The sequence below is a fragment of the Pirellulales bacterium genome, from assembly GCA_019636345.1.
In the GTDB taxonomy this organism is placed as follows: domain Bacteria; phylum Planctomycetota; class Planctomycetia; order Pirellulales; family Lacipirellulaceae.
This window is the reverse complement of the sequence record JAHBXQ010000003.1, coordinates 567,905-587,662: the sequence shown is the minus strand read 5'-3', so window position 1 is coordinate 587,662 and position 19,758 is coordinate 567,905. Positions and strand designations below refer to the sequence as shown.

General features: G+C 65.3%; 18 protein-coding genes. 11 read left to right on the top strand and 7 right to left on the bottom strand.

Going from position 1 to position 19,758, the window contains the following annotated elements:
- Window positions 1–46: 46 nt before the first annotated feature.
- From KF688_10185 to KF688_10175, 3 genes are all read left to right on the top strand, one after another.
- A complete protein-coding gene (locus KF688_10185; GenBank protein ID MBX3426036.1) occupies window positions 47–1,054 on the top strand; it encodes a hypothetical protein in 1,008 nt (335 codons plus the stop codon).
- 678 nt (window positions 1,055–1,732) lie between these two features.
- Window positions 1,733–4,828: a vitamin B12-dependent ribonucleotide reductase gene (locus tag KF688_10180; GenBank protein ID MBX3426035.1), complete on the top strand. Its 3,096-nt coding sequence runs from the start codon at window positions 1,733–1,735 to the stop codon at window positions 4,826–4,828.
- A 243-nt stretch (window positions 4,829–5,071) separates the two neighbouring features.
- Window positions 5,072–5,752: an O-methyltransferase gene (locus KF688_10175; GenBank protein MBX3426034.1), complete on the top strand. Its 681-nt coding sequence runs from the start codon at window positions 5,072–5,074 to the stop codon at window positions 5,750–5,752.
- A gap of 211 nt (window positions 5,753–5,963) precedes the next feature.
- Here KF688_10175 and KF688_10170 read toward each other — a convergent pair whose 3' ends face one another.
- Both KF688_10170 and KF688_10165 read right to left on the bottom strand, forming a co-directional pair.
- Window positions 5,964–6,890, bottom strand: coding sequence for a DMT family transporter (locus KF688_10170; protein ID MBX3426033.1), 927 nt, complete (start codon window positions 6,888–6,890; stop codon window positions 5,964–5,966).
- Between the two features lie 79 nt (window positions 6,891–6,969).
- Entirely contained in the window at window positions 6,970–7,563 is a 594-nt protein-coding gene (locus tag KF688_10165) for a hypothetical protein (protein MBX3426032.1), read from the bottom strand.
- Between the two features lie 600 nt (window positions 7,564–8,163).
- Here KF688_10165 and KF688_10160 point away from each other — a divergent pair.
- Both KF688_10160 and KF688_10155 read left to right on the top strand, forming a co-directional pair.
- Window positions 8,164–9,522 (top strand): Gfo/Idh/MocA family oxidoreductase, encoded by a 1,359-nt coding sequence (locus KF688_10160; GenBank protein MBX3426031.1) that lies wholly within the window; start codon window positions 8,164–8,166, stop codon window positions 9,520–9,522.
- A 211-nt stretch (window positions 9,523–9,733) separates the two neighbouring features.
- Complete coding sequence (locus KF688_10155; protein ID MBX3426030.1) at window positions 9,734–10,903, top strand: hypothetical protein; 1,170 nt, start codon at window positions 9,734–9,736, stop codon at window positions 10,901–10,903.
- A 48-nt stretch (window positions 10,904–10,951) separates the two neighbouring features.
- Here KF688_10155 and KF688_10150 read toward each other — a convergent pair whose 3' ends face one another.
- The 3 genes from KF688_10150 to KF688_10140 form a co-directional block, all read right to left on the bottom strand.
- Entirely contained in the window at window positions 10,952–12,535 is a 1,584-nt protein-coding gene (locus tag KF688_10150) for a hypothetical protein (protein ID MBX3426029.1), read from the bottom strand.
- Window positions 12,522–13,184, bottom strand: a complete 663-nt coding sequence (locus KF688_10145) for a sigma-70 family RNA polymerase sigma factor (GenBank protein MBX3426028.1) — start codon at window positions 13,182–13,184, stop codon at window positions 12,522–12,524. Before KF688_10145 ends, KF688_10150 begins: the two co-directional genes overlap by 14 nt.
- 199 nt (window positions 13,185–13,383) lie before the next feature.
- Complete coding sequence (locus KF688_10140; protein MBX3426027.1) at window positions 13,384–14,136, bottom strand: sugar phosphate isomerase/epimerase; 753 nt, start codon at window positions 14,134–14,136, stop codon at window positions 13,384–13,386.
- 343 nt (window positions 14,137–14,479) lie between these two features.
- On the opposite strand from KF688_10140, the gene sppA reads away from it, so the two are divergent.
- From sppA to rlmN, 5 genes are read left to right on the top strand one after another with little or no spacing between them, the layout of a single operon-like run.
- Entirely contained in the window at window positions 14,480–15,544 is a 1,065-nt protein-coding gene (gene sppA / locus KF688_10135) for a signal peptide peptidase SppA (protein ID MBX3426026.1), read from the top strand.
- Between the two features lie 60 nt (window positions 15,545–15,604).
- Complete coding sequence (locus KF688_10130; GenBank protein MBX3426025.1) at window positions 15,605–15,832, top strand: hypothetical protein; 228 nt, start codon at window positions 15,605–15,607, stop codon at window positions 15,830–15,832.
- A 5-nt stretch (window positions 15,833–15,837) separates the two neighbouring features.
- A complete protein-coding gene (locus KF688_10125) occupies window positions 15,838–16,038 on the top strand; it encodes a putative toxin-antitoxin system toxin component, PIN family (protein MBX3426024.1) in 201 nt (66 codons plus the stop codon).
- Complete coding sequence (locus KF688_10120) at window positions 16,035–16,253, top strand: hypothetical protein (protein MBX3426023.1); 219 nt, start codon at window positions 16,035–16,037, stop codon at window positions 16,251–16,253. The genes KF688_10125 and KF688_10120 overlap by 4 nt, the downstream gene beginning before the upstream one ends.
- Entirely contained in the window at window positions 16,234–17,322 is a 1,089-nt protein-coding gene (gene rlmN / locus KF688_10115) for a 23S rRNA (adenine(2503)-C(2))-methyltransferase RlmN (protein MBX3426022.1), read from the top strand. Before KF688_10120 ends, rlmN begins: the two co-directional genes overlap by 20 nt.
- 16 nt (window positions 17,323–17,338) lie before the next feature.
- Here the strand turns inward: rlmN and KF688_10110 are convergent, their stop codons facing one another.
- Window positions 17,339–18,913 carry a glutamate synthase subunit beta gene (locus tag KF688_10110; protein ID MBX3426021.1) on the bottom strand — a complete coding sequence of 525 codons (1,575 nt, stop codon included), beginning with the start codon at window positions 18,911–18,913 and terminating at the stop codon, window positions 17,339–17,341.
- 264 nt (window positions 18,914–19,177) lie between these two features.
- Here KF688_10110 and KF688_10105 point away from each other — a divergent pair, with 264 nt between their 5' ends.
- On the top strand, window positions 19,178–19,387 hold the full coding sequence (locus tag KF688_10105) for a hypothetical protein (protein ID MBX3426020.1): 210 nt from the start codon (window positions 19,178–19,180) through the stop codon (window positions 19,385–19,387).
- Between the two features lie 19 nt (window positions 19,388–19,406).
- Here the strand turns inward: KF688_10105 and KF688_10100 are convergent, their stop codons facing one another.
- Window positions 19,407–19,733, bottom strand: coding sequence for a four helix bundle protein (locus KF688_10100; protein MBX3426019.1), 327 nt, complete (start codon window positions 19,731–19,733; stop codon window positions 19,407–19,409).
- Between the last annotated feature and the right edge of the window lie 25 nt (window positions 19,734–19,758).

Genomic DNA, 19,758 nt, shown 5'->3' with positions numbered 1-19,758 from the left:
CGGCTTATCCCCAAGCGGTGCTCCAACTTCTTCGAGGTCGCGGCTCATGAAACGACACAACTTGGCTAGGTGCGCGCTGACGGCGTTTGTCGTCGGCGTCGGCGCTGCTCCCGCTGCGCAGGCTTACTTGGGCAGCTTCACCGCGAACGACGGCTATCAAGCTTTTTACGGATCCGCCTGGGGCGAGGTCTCGCACCACAACGCCGGTCAGTACGGCGCTAACGCGGGCGGCGGCTCGTTCACTCAACTTCCCGCCGACACCGGGCTGTGGAAGCTGATCAGTCCCGTCGGCGCCACGTTCACCAATCCTGTAGACCGCGCCGCCTATCTTTCCGGCGGCCCCCCCTATCCGCTTTCCAGCGGCGCCAACGGCGTCGGCGCCTATCTGCTCGGCGGCCACTTCCCCGGACGCAACGGCGACGGGCAGAACTTGGCCATCCGCAACGACACCCCGCTGGGGACCGGGCCAATGATCTACGAGTACTCGATTGACTCGTACGACTTTGGCGGCATCGCCCCGGCGTCGGTCGTCGCGGGTACGGTCGACGTCGAGTTCTACTTCTGCCCCAACCCGGGCGATACGCCTGATCCGTCGGGCGCCCCCTCGAAGGACAAATTCACGTTGTCGTTCAAGGACAGCCTGGGGAACGTCGGCTTCGAGTGGGGCTATGCCCGCGACAACGCGGTCACTTGGCGCAAAAACCCCACCGACCCCTGGAACGCGACTCCCTTCATCGCCGATGCCGCCGACTGGGACGGCGTACGGACGACGATTGACTTGACCAACGACACGTTCTCGCTCGACTATTTCGACGTCTCGGCGAATACGTGGAACAACCTCGTCCCGACGGGCACTTCGCTCGGTTCGCCCCTGAACGATCTGACGATCCTTCGTTGGCAGCTCGAAGACGGCCTGTTCGCGGGCACGGGCGGCAAGAACTACTTCGATGACTTCAGCTTCACGGCCCCGGTCCCCGAGCCGACGTCGGCGGTCCTGGCGGGGCTCGTCCTTGCCAGCCTTTGGAGCGTCCGACGCCGCGGACGCTGCGCCTAGTCAGTTTTCGCCGTAGAATTTTTATGCCTCGATGCACCTGCTCCGCAGGGAATGCCAGCGCGCATTCCCTGCGGAGTTTTTTTGGGGGGGCATGCCAGCCCTGCTCGTGCAAACGGCCCCCTGATGCGGCCGCCGGCGCCTCACCCTGCGCGAGTCTACGCAGTCTGCATCACATAGGGGGCTGCATGTTGCCTTCAACGGAGACTTCTTGACTTCTTTGAGGACAATCCCGCATCAGACGCGATTGATTTCCCCAAACCATTTCTGGCGAAGAAGTTACGTGTCTTCATAATTCCTTCGCGCCCTCCACGCTAGCAGTTAACACTCTCCACAACCTGTTGTGTGCTAGCGACTTATAAAAAACACAAAACTTGGTTTGACGGCCGAACCGATCAGGGTATCATCACACCCCGCGAGTCACCGGATATAGTTGTTTTGATGGGCATCGAACACAATATCTAGTGGTTTTATCGCTTCCCGACTCCGCCGATCCCGGGGTTTTCAGATAACGCCAACAAAATCTAGTGCCTGGGCCGCTTTCTGTTTGACAGGAAAGGCCCAAGCGCCCCTGGAGACTGACTTCAGACGACCTGGCGACGAAGCCGATCGTGATTGCGTTAGATGTGTACGTGTGTACATTGGTAAGGATGCCCGTCCTTTTCGACAGGAGGTTCTGTCATGGCCGCTGTTGCCGAGACTTCGATTGAGCGTCAAGCCGCCCCTGGCCCCAAGAAGTTCCACGGCCGGGTGAAGATCGACCGCACCTTCTGTCCCGAGGGGGTCGCCGATCCCTTCTCGACGGTCGAGTGGGAGACTCGCACCTCCGCCATCAAGGGGGAGAACGGCGAGGTGCTGTTCGAGCAGACCAACTGCGAGGTCCCTTCGTTCTGGTCGCAGCTCGCCACGAACGTCATCTGCAGCAAGTACTTCTACGGCGAAGTCGGCTCGCCGGAACGCGAACACAGCGTACGGCAACTGGTCCACCGCGTCGCGCGGACGATCGCCGACTGGGGGCTCGAGGACGGCTACTTCGCCAGCGCCGAGGACGGCGAGCGGTTCTACCGCGATCTGGCGTGGCTGTGCCTCCACCAGCACGGGGCGTTCAACTCGCCCGTGTGGTTCAACGTGGGCTTGTATCACCAGTACGGCGTCAGCGGCGACAAGTGCAACTGGCGGTGGGACGAGCGGCAGCAGGAGGTCGTGCAGCCCGAGAACCCGTATGAATATCCCCAGGGGTCGGCCTGTTTCATCCAACACGTGGATGACAACATGGAAGACATCATGGAGTTGGCCCGGGCCGAGGCGATGCTGTTCAAGTTCGGCAGCGGCACGGGAACCGACCTGTCGACGCTGCGGTCGCATCGCGAGAAGCTTTCGGGCGGCGGACGGCCCAGCGGCCCGTTGTCGTTTATGCGGGTCTACGACCAGATCGCCGCGGTGGTGAAGTCGGGGGGCAAGACTCGCCGCGCCGCCAAGATGCAGTCGATCAAGGTCTGGCACCCCGACGTCATGGAATTCATCGAGTGCAAGTGGAAGGAAGAGCAAAAGGCCCGCGTGCTGATTGAAAAAGGGGGCTACGAGGCCAACTTCAACGGCGAAGCCTACAGCTCGATCATGTTCCAAAACGCGAATCTCTCGGTTCGCGTCACCGACGACTTCATGCAGGCGGTCCAGCGGGACGAAAACTGGACGACCCGCTGGGTGACCGACCCGAACCGCGAAGGGCCGACCTACCCGGCCCGCGAGGTGCTCAGCCGGATGGCCGACTGCGCATGGCACTGCGGCGACCCCGGCGTGCAGTACGACACGACGATCAACAACTGGCACACCTGCCCCAACAGCGGCCGGATCAACGCCAGCAACCCGTGCAGCGAGTACATGTTCCTCGACGACACGGCGTGCAACTTGTCGAGCATCAACTTGATGAAGTTCCGCAAAGGGGACGGCGCGTTCGACTCCAAGAGATTTACGGCCGCCTGCCGGGTGTTCTTCATCGCCCAGGAAATTCTGGTCGATCACGCCAGCTACCCGACCCCCGACATCGCGCGGAACAGCCACCTGTTCCGCCCGCTGGGGCTGGGCTACTCGAACCTGGGCAGCCTGCTGATGTCCAACGGCGTCGCCTACGACAGCGACGCCGGCCGCGGCATGTGCGGGGCGATCACCGCCTTGCTCCACGGCGCCGCCAATCTGACCAGCGCCGAACTGGCCGAGGCGGTCGGCCCGTTTGCTCGGTATCAGGAGAACCGCGACCCGATGCTGCGGGTGATGAAGATGCATCGCGATGCCGTCGAGGCGATCAAGCCCGAGTGCCCGGCGTATCTGGTCGACGCGGCCCGCGGCCTGTGGGACGAGGTGCTGGCCGCCGGCGCCGTGCACGGCTTCCGCAACGCCCAGGCGACTGTGCTCGCCCCGACCGGCACGATCAGCTTCATGATGGATTGCGACACGACCGGCATTGAGCCGGACATCGCCCTGGTGAAGTACAAGCAGCTCGCCGGCGGCGGCATGCTGAAGATCGTCAACCGCACCGTGCCCGCGGCGCTGAAGAATCTGGGCTACGATCAGCCGCAGATCGAGGGAATTCTCGACGACATCGAGAAGGAAGACACGATCGAAGGCGCCGCGGATCTCAAGCCCGAGCATCTCAACGTGTTCGACTGTGCGTTCCAGCCGCGCAACGGCACGCGCAGCATCCCGTGGAAGGCCCACGTCACGATGATGGCCGCCGCCCAGCCGTTCCTGTCGGGCGCCATCTCGAAGACGGTCAACATGCCGCGGGACACGACCCCCGAGGAGATCGCCGAGGCGTACACGGACGGTTGGAAGCTGGGGCTCAAGGCCTTGGCGATCTACCGCGACGGCTCGAAGGAAAGCCAACCGCTGTCCACGAGCACCGAGGGAGACAAGGCCAAAGACAAAGAGGCCGCCGCCGCCAAGCCGCGCCGTGAACGACTCCCCGACACCCGCTCGTCGCTCACCCACAAGTTCAACGTGGCCGGCCACGAGGGATACGTCACCGTGGGTCTGTACCCCGACGGACGTCCCGGCGAGTTGTTCATCACGATGGCCAAGGAAGGCTCGACCGTAGGCGGGCTGATGGACGCCTTCGGCACAGCCGTGTCGATGAGTCTGCAGTACGGCGTGCCGCTGCAGGATTACGTCCGCAAGTTCAGCCACATGCGGTTCGAGCCGCAGGGCTTCACCAAGAACCCGGACATCCGCATCGCCAAGAGCCTGATCGATTACATCTTTCGGTGGCTGGGGATGCAGTTCCTCCCCGGCTACAAGGAGGCGAGCCTGGGGATCGACCCCGAGGGCTCCGGCTCGTCCCCGAGCCCGACCACGGAGGACTCCGGCCTCTCTGAGTCGAAGCCCGTCGCCAAGAAGGACGGCGGGCCTGTGAAGGGACAAGAAGTCAGCGGTCAGAAGTCGGAAGGGCCCCAATCCGCGGCCAAGGCGTCCGCCCCGACCAACGGCGCCCACGCCAAGAACGGTCATGGAACCAACGGCAACGGCTCAAACGGTCATGGCTCGAACGGCAACGGCGCCCATGCCAAGCTGGCCGAGGTCAAGTCGATCTATTCCAGCAAGCTGCTCGAACGGGCCGGCGTGATGGTGAAGACCGATGGCGCCGGCGGCAACGCTCGCAGCGAGCAGTTCGCCGGCTTCCAGACCGACGCCCCCGCGTGCGACAACTGCGGGGCGATCACCGTTCGCAACGGCAACTGCTATCTGTGCCACAATTGCGGCAACAGCATGGGGTGTTCATGACGCATTCGACCACGGGCCGCTTAGCCCCCGGTCATTGAGCCTCCGATCATTGACCGGGGGACTCAATTCCTTCCATGGCTGCTCGTCGCAGGACGCCCAGGGCATTGACGCCCGCGAGCAGCTGTTTTTTTCCATTCGAACGCCAACGGACAATCGTCGCCGGGTTCGCCGAAAGGCGATCTCGGCGGCGTTTTTTTGGCGTGGTCGGTCGATGAGCGAGGCCCGTTTCGGGACGGACAAGCGATGAGCGACTTTGCCGACTCGCAAGAGCGTTGGACGGCCGTCGAGGATTACCTCGTCGCGGCGCTGGGGGCGTCGGATCCCGTGCTGGACGCGGCGCTGGCCGCGTGTCACGAGGCGGGCTTGCCGCCGATCAGCGTGTCGCCGAATCAGGGGAAGTTCCTGATGCTCATGGCGCGTGCAATCGGCGCCCGGTCGATTCTGGAAGTCGGCACGCTCGGCGGGTACAGCACGATTTGGCTCGCCCGCGGCCTAGCGCCCGGAGGCCGGGTGACGACCCTGGAGATCGACGCCAAGCACGCCGAGGTCGCGGAGGCGAATTTCGTTCGCGCCGGCATGGCCGAAGCGATTGAATTGCGACGCGGCCCCGCGCTTGACGTCTTGCCCCGGCTTGCCGCGGAAGGTCGCGGACCATTCGACCTCGTGTTCATCGACGCCGACAAGCCGCGCAACCCGGACTACTTCATGTGGGCGCTGCGGCTAAGCCGCCCGGGGAGCATGATCGTCGTCGACAACGTCGTGCGCGAAGGGGCGGTGATCGACGCCGACGGCGACGATGCGAGCGTCCACGGGGTGCGCCGCCTCAACGAGCTGCTCGCCGCCGAGCCGCGCGTCGACGCCACGGCGTTGCAAACCGTCGGCAGCAAGGGTTACGACGGCTTCGCGATCGCCGTGGTCCGATAGCCCTGGGCGATCGCAGTTGTTTCGTCGCAAGGACCTTGCTGACGTTGAAGGTCTTCTTCGAACGCAGGGAGCGGCGCTCGCTCGGTCGGTCGTGGATTGAAACGCAGCTCGTCGAATCTCATTGGCGAGCGCGATCCGCGAATCGGAGCGTGGTGCAAGATCGTCGCCGACGTGAACGGCAGCGAGCCAACCGGGGACGCGAACGGCTCATTCAAAGCTCCGGCGCCGGTTCGACGCTGCTTGTGGAATTGGCGTCGGCGGTCGCAGAGCGGCGTCCCCCCAGCGCGAGCGCGTTCGCAGCGACGATGCACCCCGCACCGACGAGCATTCTTGGCGTCAGATGCTCGCCGAGGACCAAGTGATTCACGGCCAGCGCCGTCGGCAACTGCAGATACGCCAGCACCGCGGTGATGCGGATCGGCAAGTCCGTCGAGGCGCGGACCCACAGCAAGTGGCCGACCAGCGTCACCACGATCCCCAGGTGGACGGCCAGCCACACGTCGGCGGGCCGGCCGCCCCACTCGCGAGCCGCCGGGGCGCACGCCAAGAACACGCACAACCCGAAGGCGAACTGCCCCCAGGTCCGTTCATCGTGCTCGATCGTCGCGTAACGCTGGTGCAAGAGCGGCAACACGGCGTAAGCCGTGCCGCTGGCGACGCCGACAATCATACCCAGGAGCAGGCCGTCGCCCGCAGTCCCGACGCCAATCGGGGGCAGACAGAGCCAGCTCCCCAGCATGGCCAGGGCGACCCCAAGGATTGCCCGCAGCCCGGGGCGGGGATGCCCTGCGGCCCAGCCCATCAGCGACAACTGCACGCCGTAGGTCGAGAAGCCGATGGCGCCGATCGAGGCGCTCGCCAGCTTGATGCTGAGAAAATACAGCAGCCAATGGAGCCCGAAGCAGCCGCCGATGGCCGCCAACGGCGCAAGTCGTTCGGCCGAGCGACCAGCCGGGGTCGCCAGCGGGGGCCGACCGCGCAATGCCATGATCGCCGCCATGCCGAGCGCCCCCAGCGCCAGCCGAGCGATTCCCAGGGCGACGGCGTCGAGCCCGACGGCGCGGATGCAGGCCGGCACGCTGCCGAACAGCAGCACCGCGGCGATTCCTTGGATCAATGCTGGATTGCGCGCAGTCACGGCGGCGTACCCTGGCGCCCCGTCGTGGCTACGCAGCGGCGCATGCTGCTTGAATCGTTCGACGTTCGGTCGGCCGGCGTTACGCGACCCGGAACCGTCGGCGCCCCAGCGCGAACAATCCGACAAGCGCTAATCCCGCCGCCGCCGGCTCCGGCACGGCCGTCACGTTGAAGGTGAATGCGTACGTGAACGGGCTGGATGTGTCCTGCAGCAAGATCGAATACACGCCGCTGGCGAGCGGAGGCGTGAACGCTCCGATGTTCGACGCAATGCCCGGCAGAAGATCGAGTCCGATCTGCGAGTCGTCGAACAGTTCCCAGCCGATCAGTTGAGCCGGGGAGACGCTCCCTCCCAGCCCGGTCGGCCAGGTAGGACCGTTGGCGACGGCGATGAACGACGAAAACGTGAAATCGAGAACGAATGCGTCGAGCACCAAGGAATCGAGCACATGCCCGGCCGGGATCGTCACCGCGAGGAGGTCGTAATCGGTCTGCCCTGCGGCGCCGAAGAGCCGGTTCGAGCCGGGTTCCAGGACGAAGGGCGTCGGGGCCGCCGGATTGCCCGACAGGTCGCCGTCGATCGCTTCGTCGTACGTGGCGGCGCGCACTTGGGCGGTTGCGGCGAACGTGACAAGAAGGGTCCAAGCGATGTGTCTCAGGGTGTTGCGCAACATTCGGCTTCTTCTGCTCCAAGGAAGGATGAGAGACGGGCAAGAGACGGAACCCGCCCGACGCCGGATCGGCGGGGTTTCGCAGGTCGGTGTATTGTAGTTGAAATCCACGACGCCGTACCCCCTGAGAGGATTCTGGACCCGGCGCCGGGACAAAGGGAACAGCCGGCTGGCCGCGCGTCGCGCTGTTCAGCCGGAGGAGCGTCGCTGGGCCCGTTTCGGGGTGAATCTGGCCGCTTTGCGGGAATTTGGCGGGGGCATGCGTTTCTTGCCCCCCCGCGCCCGTCGGGCTACATTGTTAAGCTCGGGCGAAAGCCCCGGCGTTCTGCGACCGGCGGTCTCGCGTCCGGCGACGTGCCGGTCGTACCTTCCCCGAATCCTTGCGCTTTGCTCTCGGCTGTCGCTTCAATGGGGGGCGGCGGCGCAGCCCCTTGTCCGGTCAAGCGGTTGCATCGCCGTCTGCACGGAGCGTTTGTGCACGCCGAGGACCGCTTGGCGAGTTCGACATCGCAGCGTTCGGCCGCTGCGGCCGGCGGCGTCCGGCACGCCGCCGTGCAACCCGCGGCCGACAGCCAATCACCGATTTTCACAGGGGCAACCACGATGGGTTCACAAGACCACGGCGCTTCGCGGCGCGATTTTCTGAAGACGACGGCCGCCGCCGGCGTCGGGTTCTGGGTGGCGGGAGGAATCGCCGCCCGGGCGAGCACGTCGCCCAACGAACAACTGCAGATCGCCTCCTGCGGCGTCAACGGCAAGGGGCGCGGCGACGTGAAGAACGCGTCGCGGTTCGGCAAGATCTTCGCCGTTTGCGACGCCGATCGGACCTTCCTCGACCAGTCGGCCAAAGTCTACAAGACCGAGAACAAGTTCACCGACTATCGCGAGATGCTCGACCGGCTGGGGGACAAGATCGACGTCGTAACGATCAGCACCCCCGACCACACGCACGCCGTCATCGCCTCCAAGGCGATGAAGATGGGCAAGCACGTCTACTGCCAGAAGCCGCTGACCAAGACGATCTGGGAAGCCCGCGAGTTGCAGCGGATCGCCAAGGAGACGGGCGTGACGACCCAGATGGGCAACCAGTACACCGCGTTCGAGCCGATGCGCAAGGCGGCCTATCAGATCAAGGCGGGGCAAATTGGAACGGTCAAGGAAGTGCACGTTTGGACCAATCGCCCGGTCTGGCCGCAAGGCGAGGCGCGGCCTGAGCCGAAGCCGATCCCCAACGAACTGAACTGGGAAGCCTGGCTCGGCCCGGCGCCTTATCGGCCCTACGGCGAGGGGTACCACACGTTCAAGTGGCGCGGCTGGTGGGATTTCGGCACCGGCGCCCTGGGCGACATGGCGTGCCACACATGCAATTTGCCGTTCATGGCTCTCAACATGCGCGACCCGTTAAGCGTCGAGGCCGAGACCTCGGGCCATAACCAAGACAGTTATCCCGAGTGGTCGTCGATCAAATTCGAATTCCCCGAACTCGACGGCCGCGCGGCGTTCAATCTCTACTGGTACGACGGCACGAAAAAGCCGCCCGCTGAGTTGTACGCCAAATTCATCGAAGGGACCACCAGCGAAGGGCAGCCCAAGACGCTCAACGCGAGCGGTTGTCTTCTGGTGGGGGACAAGGGGACGATGTACGCCGGAGGGGACTACGCCGAAGCGGGGATCGAGTTGAGCACGGACGACCCGTGGCTCGACGTCGACTACCCGAAGCCCCCGGGCGAGCCCGAGTTGGGCCATGTCCAGGAGTTCTACGAGGCGATCCACGACCGCTCGAAGAAACCCGTGTCGAACATCGTCGACTACGGCGGGCCGCTCACCGAAACGATCTTGCTGGGCAATCTGGCCGTGTGGAAGCCGGGCAAGGTCGCGTGGGACGCCAAGGCGCTGACCACCCCCGACCCCGAGTTGATGAAGATCGTCAAGACCGAGTACCGCTACGGTTACGAACTGTAAGCGCAGCGATCGAGCGCTGCGGCGTTGTCGTCGCTTGATTCGATCTTAGCACCACGAGCCCCGGGGCGAACGCCTCGGGGCTCGGACATTTGGGGGGGACCAGGAGACCATGGGACCCGATGACCATCTGACGTCACGACGACCGAGCGGCGGCCAGCCCTGAATCAACTCCTGACAACTCCCCATCGTCCCGCCGCCTTGTGCCGCCCCCATGACGCTTGACCCCGCATCCTCGACAACGGCCGCCGCGGCGGAGATCTTCGCCCAAGCGGCGCGAGAGCTCGTCGCGGCGGGGAACTTTCACCGGCTGTTCGATCTACGGCTCGTCGAGCGGCAGCACGCCTTGGGACTGCCGATCGGACGGCGCACGGGTTTCGACGAGGTCGACGAGTCGCTCCGCGCGCAGCTCGAAGCGAGCTATCTGGACGCCTGCCGCGAGGTCGGCGCCCTGTTGGCAGAGGCGGGACGCGTCCGCGAGGCGTGGTTGTATCTGCGTCCCACCGGCGAAAAGCGACTTCTCCGCGATCGGCTCGCCCGCACGACTCCGGACGAGGATGCCGTCGACGAACTGATTGAGGTGGCGCTGTTCGAGGGAGTCGATCCCGAGCGCGGCTTCGCCTGGCTCGCCGGGCGACAGGGAACCTGCAGCGCGATCACGACCCTCGACGGCATGCAGGGGCAGCTTGGCCCGGCGGAACTGCGAGCATGCGTCGCGGTGCTGGTACGGCACGTCTACGGCGAGCTCCGCGGCAACTTGCGCGGGCACCTGCAGCGGCTCACGGGACAAGCGCCGCCGGACCTGTCGGTCGGCGAGCTTGTCGAGCAGTTCCCGCAGCTCACCGCGGCGGGCGACTACCACCTGGACGCCTCGCATCTGGCCAGCGCCGTGCGCCACGCCCGCGTCGCCGCCGATCCGGAAATTGTGCGCAAGGCGCTGGAGATGGCCGCATACGGCAGCCGATTGCCGGCCGACTTGCAGTACCCCGGCGATCCGCCGTTCGAGGAGACGTATCGGGCCCACGGGCTGTTCCTTGCCGCGACGCTCGGCGAACAAGTCGACGCAGCGCGGGAGTACTTTGCCGAGCAGGCGCGCCGATTGTCGACGACGCCGGGCGATCTCGCGCCGGTCGAGGCGTACGTCATGCTGCTCGATCGAATCGGCGACGCGGGGGCGGCGCTCGAGGCGTACGCCGAGCTCGTGCCGACCGACGCCGTGTTGTCGCCGCTGGCGCCGACGCTCGTGGAACTGGCCTCGCGGAGCGGCGCGTGGGAGCAATTCGAGACGATCTGCCGGACCCGCAGCGACGTCGTCGCGCTCGCGGCGGGGCGCATCATCCGCCAGTGCTCGCATGCGCCGACTCGGGGCGGCATTCTGGACTGAAACAACGTCGTCCCGCCCGGGCGATCAGCGCCGGTCCGCCAGCCGAACTCAATCCGTCGGAGGAGGAGGAGGAGGCGCGGGGCGCGATTCGCGAGGATCACGATCCAGCTCGTCGGACCTGCTGCGCCGACCTGGTCCTGGACCCGACCCAGGGCCGCGGCCGAAGCCTCTTCCGGCCCACTCCTCGAAGTCCTCGGGAGGCGGAGGGCCGCCGGGACCGCCGGGGCGATCCGGGCCGTCGCCAAATCCCTCGCCGGGGCGCCACGGCGGCCCCCCGCGACGCCCGCCGCGCGGATCGCCGGGCCCCCCCTGCGGTCCGGGACCGAACCCGCGACGCTGGGTCGTCCCGCGATACAACTGCTCGAGTTGCGTCTCCATCTCGTCCGCCGGCAGGGCCAACAACCGCGTCCGCTCGGCGTCGTCGAGATGCTCGACGAAAAACTCCTCGAGGTCTTGTCGGCTGACCTCCCCCTGCATCGAAATCCACTGCCGGGCCCACTTGGCCAGTTGGTTGCGCTGCTCCCACGGTTCAAGATTCTCGAAGACTTCCTTTGTTCGTTCAGGAAGCGCATCCTTGACCTGCGCGTACTTGGCCACAAGTTCCTTCGCCAAGTCGCCGTTGCGATCGTCAATGCTGAGAATCGACCGTTGCCAGCGCTGCGAGGAACGGTTGTTCGGTCCTCCTCGGCCGGGGCCCAAGTCGGCGAACGCTCTTCGCAGAGCGTCGTTGAGGCGCCGAAGCTCCTCCTCGTTCAGTTCTAGCGCTTCGTCGATTGTGCGCTGCGCCAGCTCGATCCCGATCTCCGCCAGCCGCTCGTCGTCCGGCAGCTTGCGCAGCTCGAACTGCTTGCTCGCCGGCAGCAGCGACAGCCAGCGGCGGTAAAGGACCAGCGTCTCGAACAGCTCCTCGGTCGGCGCCTCAGGGGCGAACACGGCGTCGTTGATCGCTCGCAGCCGCTGTTGCTCCTTGGGCGCCAGCGCGGCAAAACGGTCGGCCTGTGCAGCCAACGTCGCCGACGCCTCGGGGGAGAGCCCCGCGAGCCAAGCCCGGCGCTCGGTCGGTTGGCCCAGCCGTGCGAGTTCGGCGGCTTCCTCGCTCAGATCGCCGCCGCTGACCGTGGCTGCACGCAACTCGGCGCCGTAATCGGTTCCCAGCAACGTCAAGAACTTCACAGCGGCCGATCCGTCGACGCCAGGGAGCTGCGAGTAACTGTCGACGTTGCGAACGACCGGCAGATCGGCGAGCAAGGCCCGATTGGGCGCGTCGCGGACGATCCGCACGGCCAGAAACGCCAACAGCCCCGCCGCCGCCCCGGCCAGCAACCGCGACCACTGCCGCTTGCGCCGTACCACCGGCAGCGCCGCGGTGAGCGCCGCCACTTCGTTGGCGGCCTCCGACACGACCATCTCCATCGTCGTCCGGGCGAACCGATCGTCGAGCGTCGTCCGCGGCAGATCGTCGAGCGCCGCCCATGCGCGCTCAATCCCCTGCATCTCCTGCCGGAACTCTTCGTCGCGCGCGAGCCGGCGCTCGATCTCGGCGCTCTCGGAGGGCGAAAGCTCGCCGTCGAGATAGGCCACAATCTGTTCGAGCATCCGCTCGCGATCGGCGTTGGATTCAGGAGCGGTCATCGAGTCCTCCCAACCCGTCGACACGGACGCCTTGTTGCAGGTACGGTTCCAGGACGTCGCGCAGATTGACCCGCGCGCGGGACAGCAGCGACTTGACGGCCGAGGGGGTCAATTGCATAACCTCGGCAATCTCTTCGTAGCTGAGGTGTTCGAATTTGTTGAGCAACATCGCCTCGCGCTGTCGCTCGTTGAGCGTGCCGACGGCCAGTTCGACAATCTGCCGCAGTTCGGCTTTGTCGGCCAGTCGGGTCGGCATCATGCCGCTGGCGTCGAGGGCGTGGGCTTCCAGCGAGTTGGCCGCCGAGTCGCCGCCGGGGGCCGGGGCGAGATTGATCTCGCGCCGTCGAGCCGCCGACCGCCGCGAGTTGGCCGCCACGTTGTGAGCGATCGTGAACAACCAGGTCGAAAACTTCGACCCCGGCACATACCGACCGCGAGCTCGGTAGACCCGCAGAAACACGTCCTGGGTCAGGTCCTCGGCCAAGTCGCGCCGGCCGACGAGGTGGGTCATCAGCGACGCCACCCGTCCCTGGTACCGCAACATCAACTCCTCGAACGCCTGCGCATCGCCGTCCCGCACGCGCAGCATGAGCCGGACGTCAGGATCCTGAGCCGTGTAACGCAGCGCGGTGGAATCGGTGATCGACACTCCAGCGGGCCTCGCGAGGTTGCTGCCAGGGCGCGTCGGCCGACGGTCCCGGCCCGAGCCCCGGCTGTCAGTATACAAACCCCGAGCGGAGGGCGAAGTTTCGCTTGGCGCCACGGCGGAGCTTTGCGGAAAACGTCGCCGAGCTTTCGGCCCTCGCCCTGAGACGGGAGTGCGAGGCCCCGCCGAGCCGGAACGTCGCTTACAGCAAACTGTCGAGCAGCAGCCGCATCTTGCGCATTTCTGCTTTGTGCTCGAACCCCTCAAGCGGGGTCATGTCGATGGTCAGTGCGCGGTTGTAGCCGACTTTTTCCAACTGGCCGATCAGCTTGCCGTAGTCGATTTCCCCTTGGCCGACGCGGACGTAAAGCTTGCTCTTGGTCGAGTCGCGCAGATGGACGTGGTATACGTAGGGAAGGACCTTCGAGAAGTCGCGCCCTTGCCGCGGTCCGGCGACGTAATGGCTGGGGTCGAGGGTGAGCCCCAGCCCCTTGACCGTGTCGCACAGCACGACCGCCGTATCGGGGTCCTCGGTCATGCAGCCGATGGTCGTCTTCATGGCGACCTGACACCCTTCGAGCGAGGCCGACTTGACCATCCCGCGCAGGCGCTCGATCTCCTCGTTGAAGGGGGTGCCCAGTTCGGCGGCGGGGACCGCCAACGGCACGACGCGCAGCGCCTTGGCCAGCTTGCAGCATGCGGCGAACTTCTGCTGGTATTGGGGATCGCTTGGCGGCAGATCGAACGAAAGCGCCGCGATCGTCAGCCGATGCGTGTCGCGAAACATGTCGATCGCCCGGTCCAGATCCTCCAGTGCCAGCGACGGGCGGCACCACGCGGCCGAGTCCTCGCCAAGCCGCAGTTCGATCGCCGTGAACTGCAAATCGACCAGCGTGGGCAGCACCTCGTCTGTGGGCAGATTGGGAAAACACTCTGCAGCGGCGCAAACAAACACAACCAAACTCCTTTGCCTCGAACCGACGCCGGCGCGCCGTACCGGCCGCCGCAAGGGGTACTTTAGCCGGGTCCGGGCCCCAGGGGCAACACCCGCCGGGGCCGGGGCTTTCGGCAGGTTTCACCACGGAGGCATGGAACACGGGGGGAGTCGGAATACTGATCTCGCGGACGAGTGCAAGAGGCGGCGTGGGCCGTGCTTCGACCTCAGCCTCCTTACGGCTCGCGTATGCCGTGTCGCGCCTTCCGCGTTCCCCGTTCCCCGTGGTGAAACAATCGCGGCGAGCGGGTAGAATGGCTTGGTTCGCCCGATCCGCCGCGTCGCCTTCAGGAGCGCCCCCGTCATGTCGTCCGAGAACAGCCCCGCCGGCAACCCGCAGATCGTCGTGCAGCAGGCCCCGACCCCTGCGTTGGGCAAGTACGGCCGATACCTGCTGCTAGCACTGGGCGCGGCCGTGATGATCATTCTGGGGCAGGCGGCGAGTTATCGCAGCTACTTCAGCCCCCCCGGCGGGCCCCAGGAAAAGTACCACTCGCTCGACCGCGAGGCGAAGGACAAAATCGCCGTACTGCGGATCGAGGGGGCGATCCTCGACTCCGACGGATTCGTCAAGCAGCAGATCGACCGCATCCGCGAGGACGACGCGGTCAAGGCGGTCGTCCTGCGAATCGACTCCCCCGGCGGCACCGTGACGGCCAGCGACTACCTCTACCACGCGCTCCGCAAGCTCGCCGACGAGCGCGAACTGCCGCTGGTCGTCAGCATGGGCAGCATCTGCGCCAGCGGCGGCTACTACTTGGCCATGGCCGCGGGAGACGCCCCCGACGTCGTCTTCGCCGAGCCGAGCACCTGGACCGGTTCGATCGGCGTCGTGATCCCGCATTACGACCTGTCGGGCCTGTTGGCCCAGTACAACGTCCGCGACGACTCGGTCGCCAGCCACCCGAACAAGCTCATGGGGAGCCCCACCCGCGAACTGAAACCCGAAGAACGAGCCGCCGAACGCGAGTTGCTGCAGACGTTGGTCGACGAAAGCTTTGAGCGGTTCAAGAACATCGTCCGGTCCGGCCGACCGAAGCTGGCCAAGGACGACGCGAGGCTTGAACAAGCGACCACGGGGCAAATCTTTTCGGCCGATCAGGCGAAGGCGTTGGGGCTAGTCGATCGAATCGGCTTCCTCGACGAGGCAATCGCTCGAGCCGCCGAACTCGCCGGCCGCGACGTGAAATCGGTCCGCGCGATCAAGTACGATCAGCCGCCGACCACGCTCAGTTCGCTGCTGTCGGCCGACGGCGGGTCGCTGCGACCCGCGGCGCGGTTCGATCTGGCGCAACTCTTGGACCTGACCGCTCCCCGGGCGTTCTACCTGTGCACGTGGCTGCCGTCGCTGTTGGGGGAGGGGCGGTGAGCAGTTGGCCAAGCGCCGAGTTCGTGCGATAATGGGAAGCAGTCGGTCCAGGAGTCCGCGATGCAGATAGAACTCTCAGACAATACGTACCGTGAGTTGCAGGCGCTGCTCGCTGCACAAGGCGCCGCTGTCGACGTCGGAACGTTCGTCAACCAAACCATGCGGCGAACGCTGTTCCTGGAGACGGCGCGCCGCATCAAACAGCACAACGCGACGATTGATCCCGCGGTCATCGAGCAAGCGATCGACGAAGTCGTCGACGACGTTCGGGCCGACCGCCGAGAATAACCGCCGTGCGGATCGTCCTTGACACGAACGTGCTGGTGTCGGCCTTGATCGTCCCGAGCGGCGCATCTCACCAGCTTTGGGAGCGCTGCGCCGCAGGCGATTATGAACTGGTGACATCGCTTCAGCAGTTGGAAGAACTGGAGCGCGTGCTCCAGTATCCCAAGCTGCACGCTATCTGCCGCCCGGAGCTGCCGCAGACCTGTTGATCCAGATCCGCGATTTCGCTGTATTTGCCGAGCAATTGCCGACAATGAACGTGGCGAGCGACCCTGCTGACAACGTGATCCTGGCGACTGCCGTCGCCGGCGGGGCGGAATATCTCGTCACGGGCGACAAACGTCACTTGCTTGCTTTGCCGAGCGGGCAAGCATGCGCAATCGTCACCGTTCGACAAATGCTGGATGTGTTTGATGTCAAATAGACTCGTCGCTCCGGCGGAGCGCCCTCGCTTGCTCGACTCGCTGGATCGGACTCTCGCCGAGTGGACCGCGGCCCACGGCCTGCCCTCGTTTCGCGCGAAGCAAATTCGCCGCTGGTTGTTTGAAAAGCGGGCCGGCGATTGGGACGCGATGTCCGATCTTCCCAAGGGGGCCCGCGAGCAATTGGCCGACGCATTCCGGCTTTGGACCGCGACGATCGCCAAGCACACGACCGCCGACGACGGCACCGAGAAGCTGCTCTTGGGGCTGGCCGACGGGGGACAAATCGAGTGCGTCCTGTTGCGCGACGAGGTGCGCCGCACGATTTGCATTAGCACCCAAGTCGGCTGCGGCATGGGGTGCGTCTTTTGCGCCAGCGGGCTCGACGGGGTCGATCGCAATCTCGCCACCGGCGAGATCGTCGAAGAGATGCTGCAACTGCAGCGGTTGCTCGCCCCTGAAGAACGGCTCAGCCACATCGTGGTGATGGGCATGGGCGAGCCGCTGGCGAATCTCGATCGGCTCCTCCCCGCGCTCGACGAGGCCCGCCGACCCGACGGATTGGGGATCAGCGCTCGGCGGATCACGATCTCGACCGTCGGCCTCCCCCCTGCGATGGATCGGCTCGCCCGACACGAGGCGAATTACCGCTTGGCCGTTTCGCTGCACGCCCCCAACGACGAACTGCGAAACCAGCTCGTGCCGGTCAACAAGAACATCGGCATCGACGCGATTCTGGCGGCCGCGGATCGGTATTTCGCGGTGAGCGGCCGGCGGATCACCTACGAGTACGTCCTGCTGGCCGACCTGAACGACCGTCCTGAACACGCCGGCCAACTCGCCCGACTGCTCGCAGGGCGCGAGGCGATGCTAAACGTCATCCCCTACAACCCCGTGGCGGGATTGCCGTACGGCACGCCGACCCCCGAGCGGCAGCACGCGTTCCGCGCGATCTTGGAGCGAGCCGGCGTGACGGTGAAATTCCGCCACCGCAAAGGCAACCGCATCGACGCCGCGTGCGGGCAATTGCGCAGGTCGCAGCAGCCGCTTGAGCTGGCCCCCGGTCAATGACCGGGGGCTAAATGGTTCACACCACCTGCTGCGGCAGGTTCAGTCCGGGCGCCGAGAGGGTCGTGAAGCCCATCAGGTATTCGTCGATCGCGCGGGCCGCGCCGCGGCCTTCGTTGATCGCCCAGACGACCAGGCTTTGCCCGCGGCGGCAATCTCCTGCGGCGAACACGCCAGGGACGCTGGTGGCGAACTGACCATGCTCGGCCTTGAAGGTCAGCCAGCCGCGCCGCGGTTCGTGCGTCTCGATCCCCAGCATTTCGCCGACGGCCAGTTCCGGGCCGACGAACCCGGTGGCCAGCAAGACCAAGTCGGCGGGCCAGACGTGCTCGCTCCCTTCAACCTCGGTGAACGGCGCCCCGCCGGCGATCGGCTTGCTCCAGTCGACCGCCACGGTCTTTACGCCGGTCACGCGACCGTTTTCGCCGATGAACTCCTTGGTGAGGATGTTGTATTTGCGCGGGTCGTCGCCGGTGCGAGCCTGGACCTCGGCGTGCGAGTAGTCGACCCGGTAAATCCGCGGCCACTCGGGCCAGGGGTTGTTCGGGGCGCGCTCCGTCGGCGGGCGATCCAGCAATTCGAAGTTGACGATGCTGGCCGCCCCGTGCCGCAGGCTCGTGCCGATGCAGTCGGCGCCCGTGTCGCCGCCGCCGATGACGACCACGTGCTTCCCCTTGGCCGACAGGTACGCCTCGTCAGCCAGTTTCGAATCGAGCAGGCTCTTCGTGTTGCGGGTGAGGAAATCCATCGCCAAGTGGATCCCGGCCAAATCGCGCCCCGGGCAGCGGCCGGTCGGGTCGAACGACTTCGTCGCGCCGGTCGCCAGCAGCACCGCGTCGAACTCGTCGACCAAATGCTGCGGGTCGATGAACTTCACCGCGCAGCCGCGCTCCTGCATGATCTGCGTCATGTGGCCCGCGGGGAAGTCTTCCTTGCGGCCAACATGGGCGCAGGTGACGAACTTGACCCCCTCGGCCCGCATTTGGTCGAGCCGGCGCTCGACGACGTCTTTGCCGAGCTTCATCCAGGGGATGCCGTACATCAACAATCCGCCGATGCGATCGGCCCGCTCATAGACGGTGACGTCGTGCCCGGCGCGGCGCAACTGCTGGGCCGCGGCCAACCCCGCGGGCCCGCTGCCGACGATCGCCGCTTTCTTACCCGTCTCGAACTCGGGGGGCTGCGGGGCGATCCACTCTTCTTCCCAACCGCGGTCGATGATCGCGTTCTCGATGTTCTTGATCGTCACCGGGGGATTGGTGATCCCCAGCACGCACGACCCTTCGCACGGCGCGGGGCAGGCCCGGCCGGTGAACTCGGGAAAGTTGTTGGTCTTGTGAAGCCGCTCGAGCGCATCGCGCCACCGGCCCTGGTAGACCAGGTCGTTCCACTCGGGGATCAGGTTGTCGATCGGGCAGCCGGTGTTCGACTGGCAGAACGGGATCCCGCAATCCATGCACCGGGCGCCCTGCGTCATGAGTTGCTCGACGGGGGCTTGGGTGAAAATCTCGAGAAAGTCCCCGGCCCGCTCAAGCGGATCGCGATACGGCACAGCCTCGCGCGGGTACTCTTTAAATCCGGTCGGTTTGCCCATAACATTCCTAATCTTATGCGATGACTAAGCTCTGTGTTCTTGGAATGACCAATGACCAAGTCCCAATGACCAATGGGAATGAGGCTTCCCAAGCCAACCGTTTTTCCGTGGAGGTCCGAGGACTAGGATGTTGTTAGTCCGGCGAGTTGCGACTTACCGAGGGGCTGCAAAGGCGTTGCAACGCCGCGGTCAATTCGCGCTCGCGATCGACATTGGCGGCACTTTCAGCTTGAGTCGATCAAGGTTCGAGCGGACTCGCGTTACATGCTCTCTTCTCTTCGCCTGAAGCATTTGCAGCCGCCCAAGCAGCGTCCCGCTGCCGAAATCAATGATTCCGCCGATTACAGCTTGGCCCAACTCCAGTTCCGCCACAATCATCTTCATCCGCATACCACGTCAGGAAAGATCTGGCTCCACAATCAGTTCATTGATCGACGACTCCGCTATTTCAAGTGCGCCTTCGATTTGCGGTGAATCGCGCCGAAAATCCGCGTCAATTCATTGGCTTCTTGCCAGAGCAATCGTGCTTCGTCCTGTTCTCGCTCCGAAGCGGCAGCGAGCATGCGCAGCCAATATTGCGTTTCTCTCGCTTCGCGACAGCAGACGCTAATTCGGTACAAAACTCCTTTGGCGATCCCGCTTCGTCGGCCTCAGCGTAATTTGCGCCAATGCTGGTCGCAGATCGTACAAGTTGGCGAATAAGGGGACCCGTCACATCGTCCCGCGGAACGTGACGAGCGAACCTGACGACTCTTTCGCCAAACGCGGCCGTGCGTTCAGCGAGATCGTAGGCGCGTCGCAGAGGTTCCTCGTCTCGCATCATTGGTCATTGGGATTTGGTCATT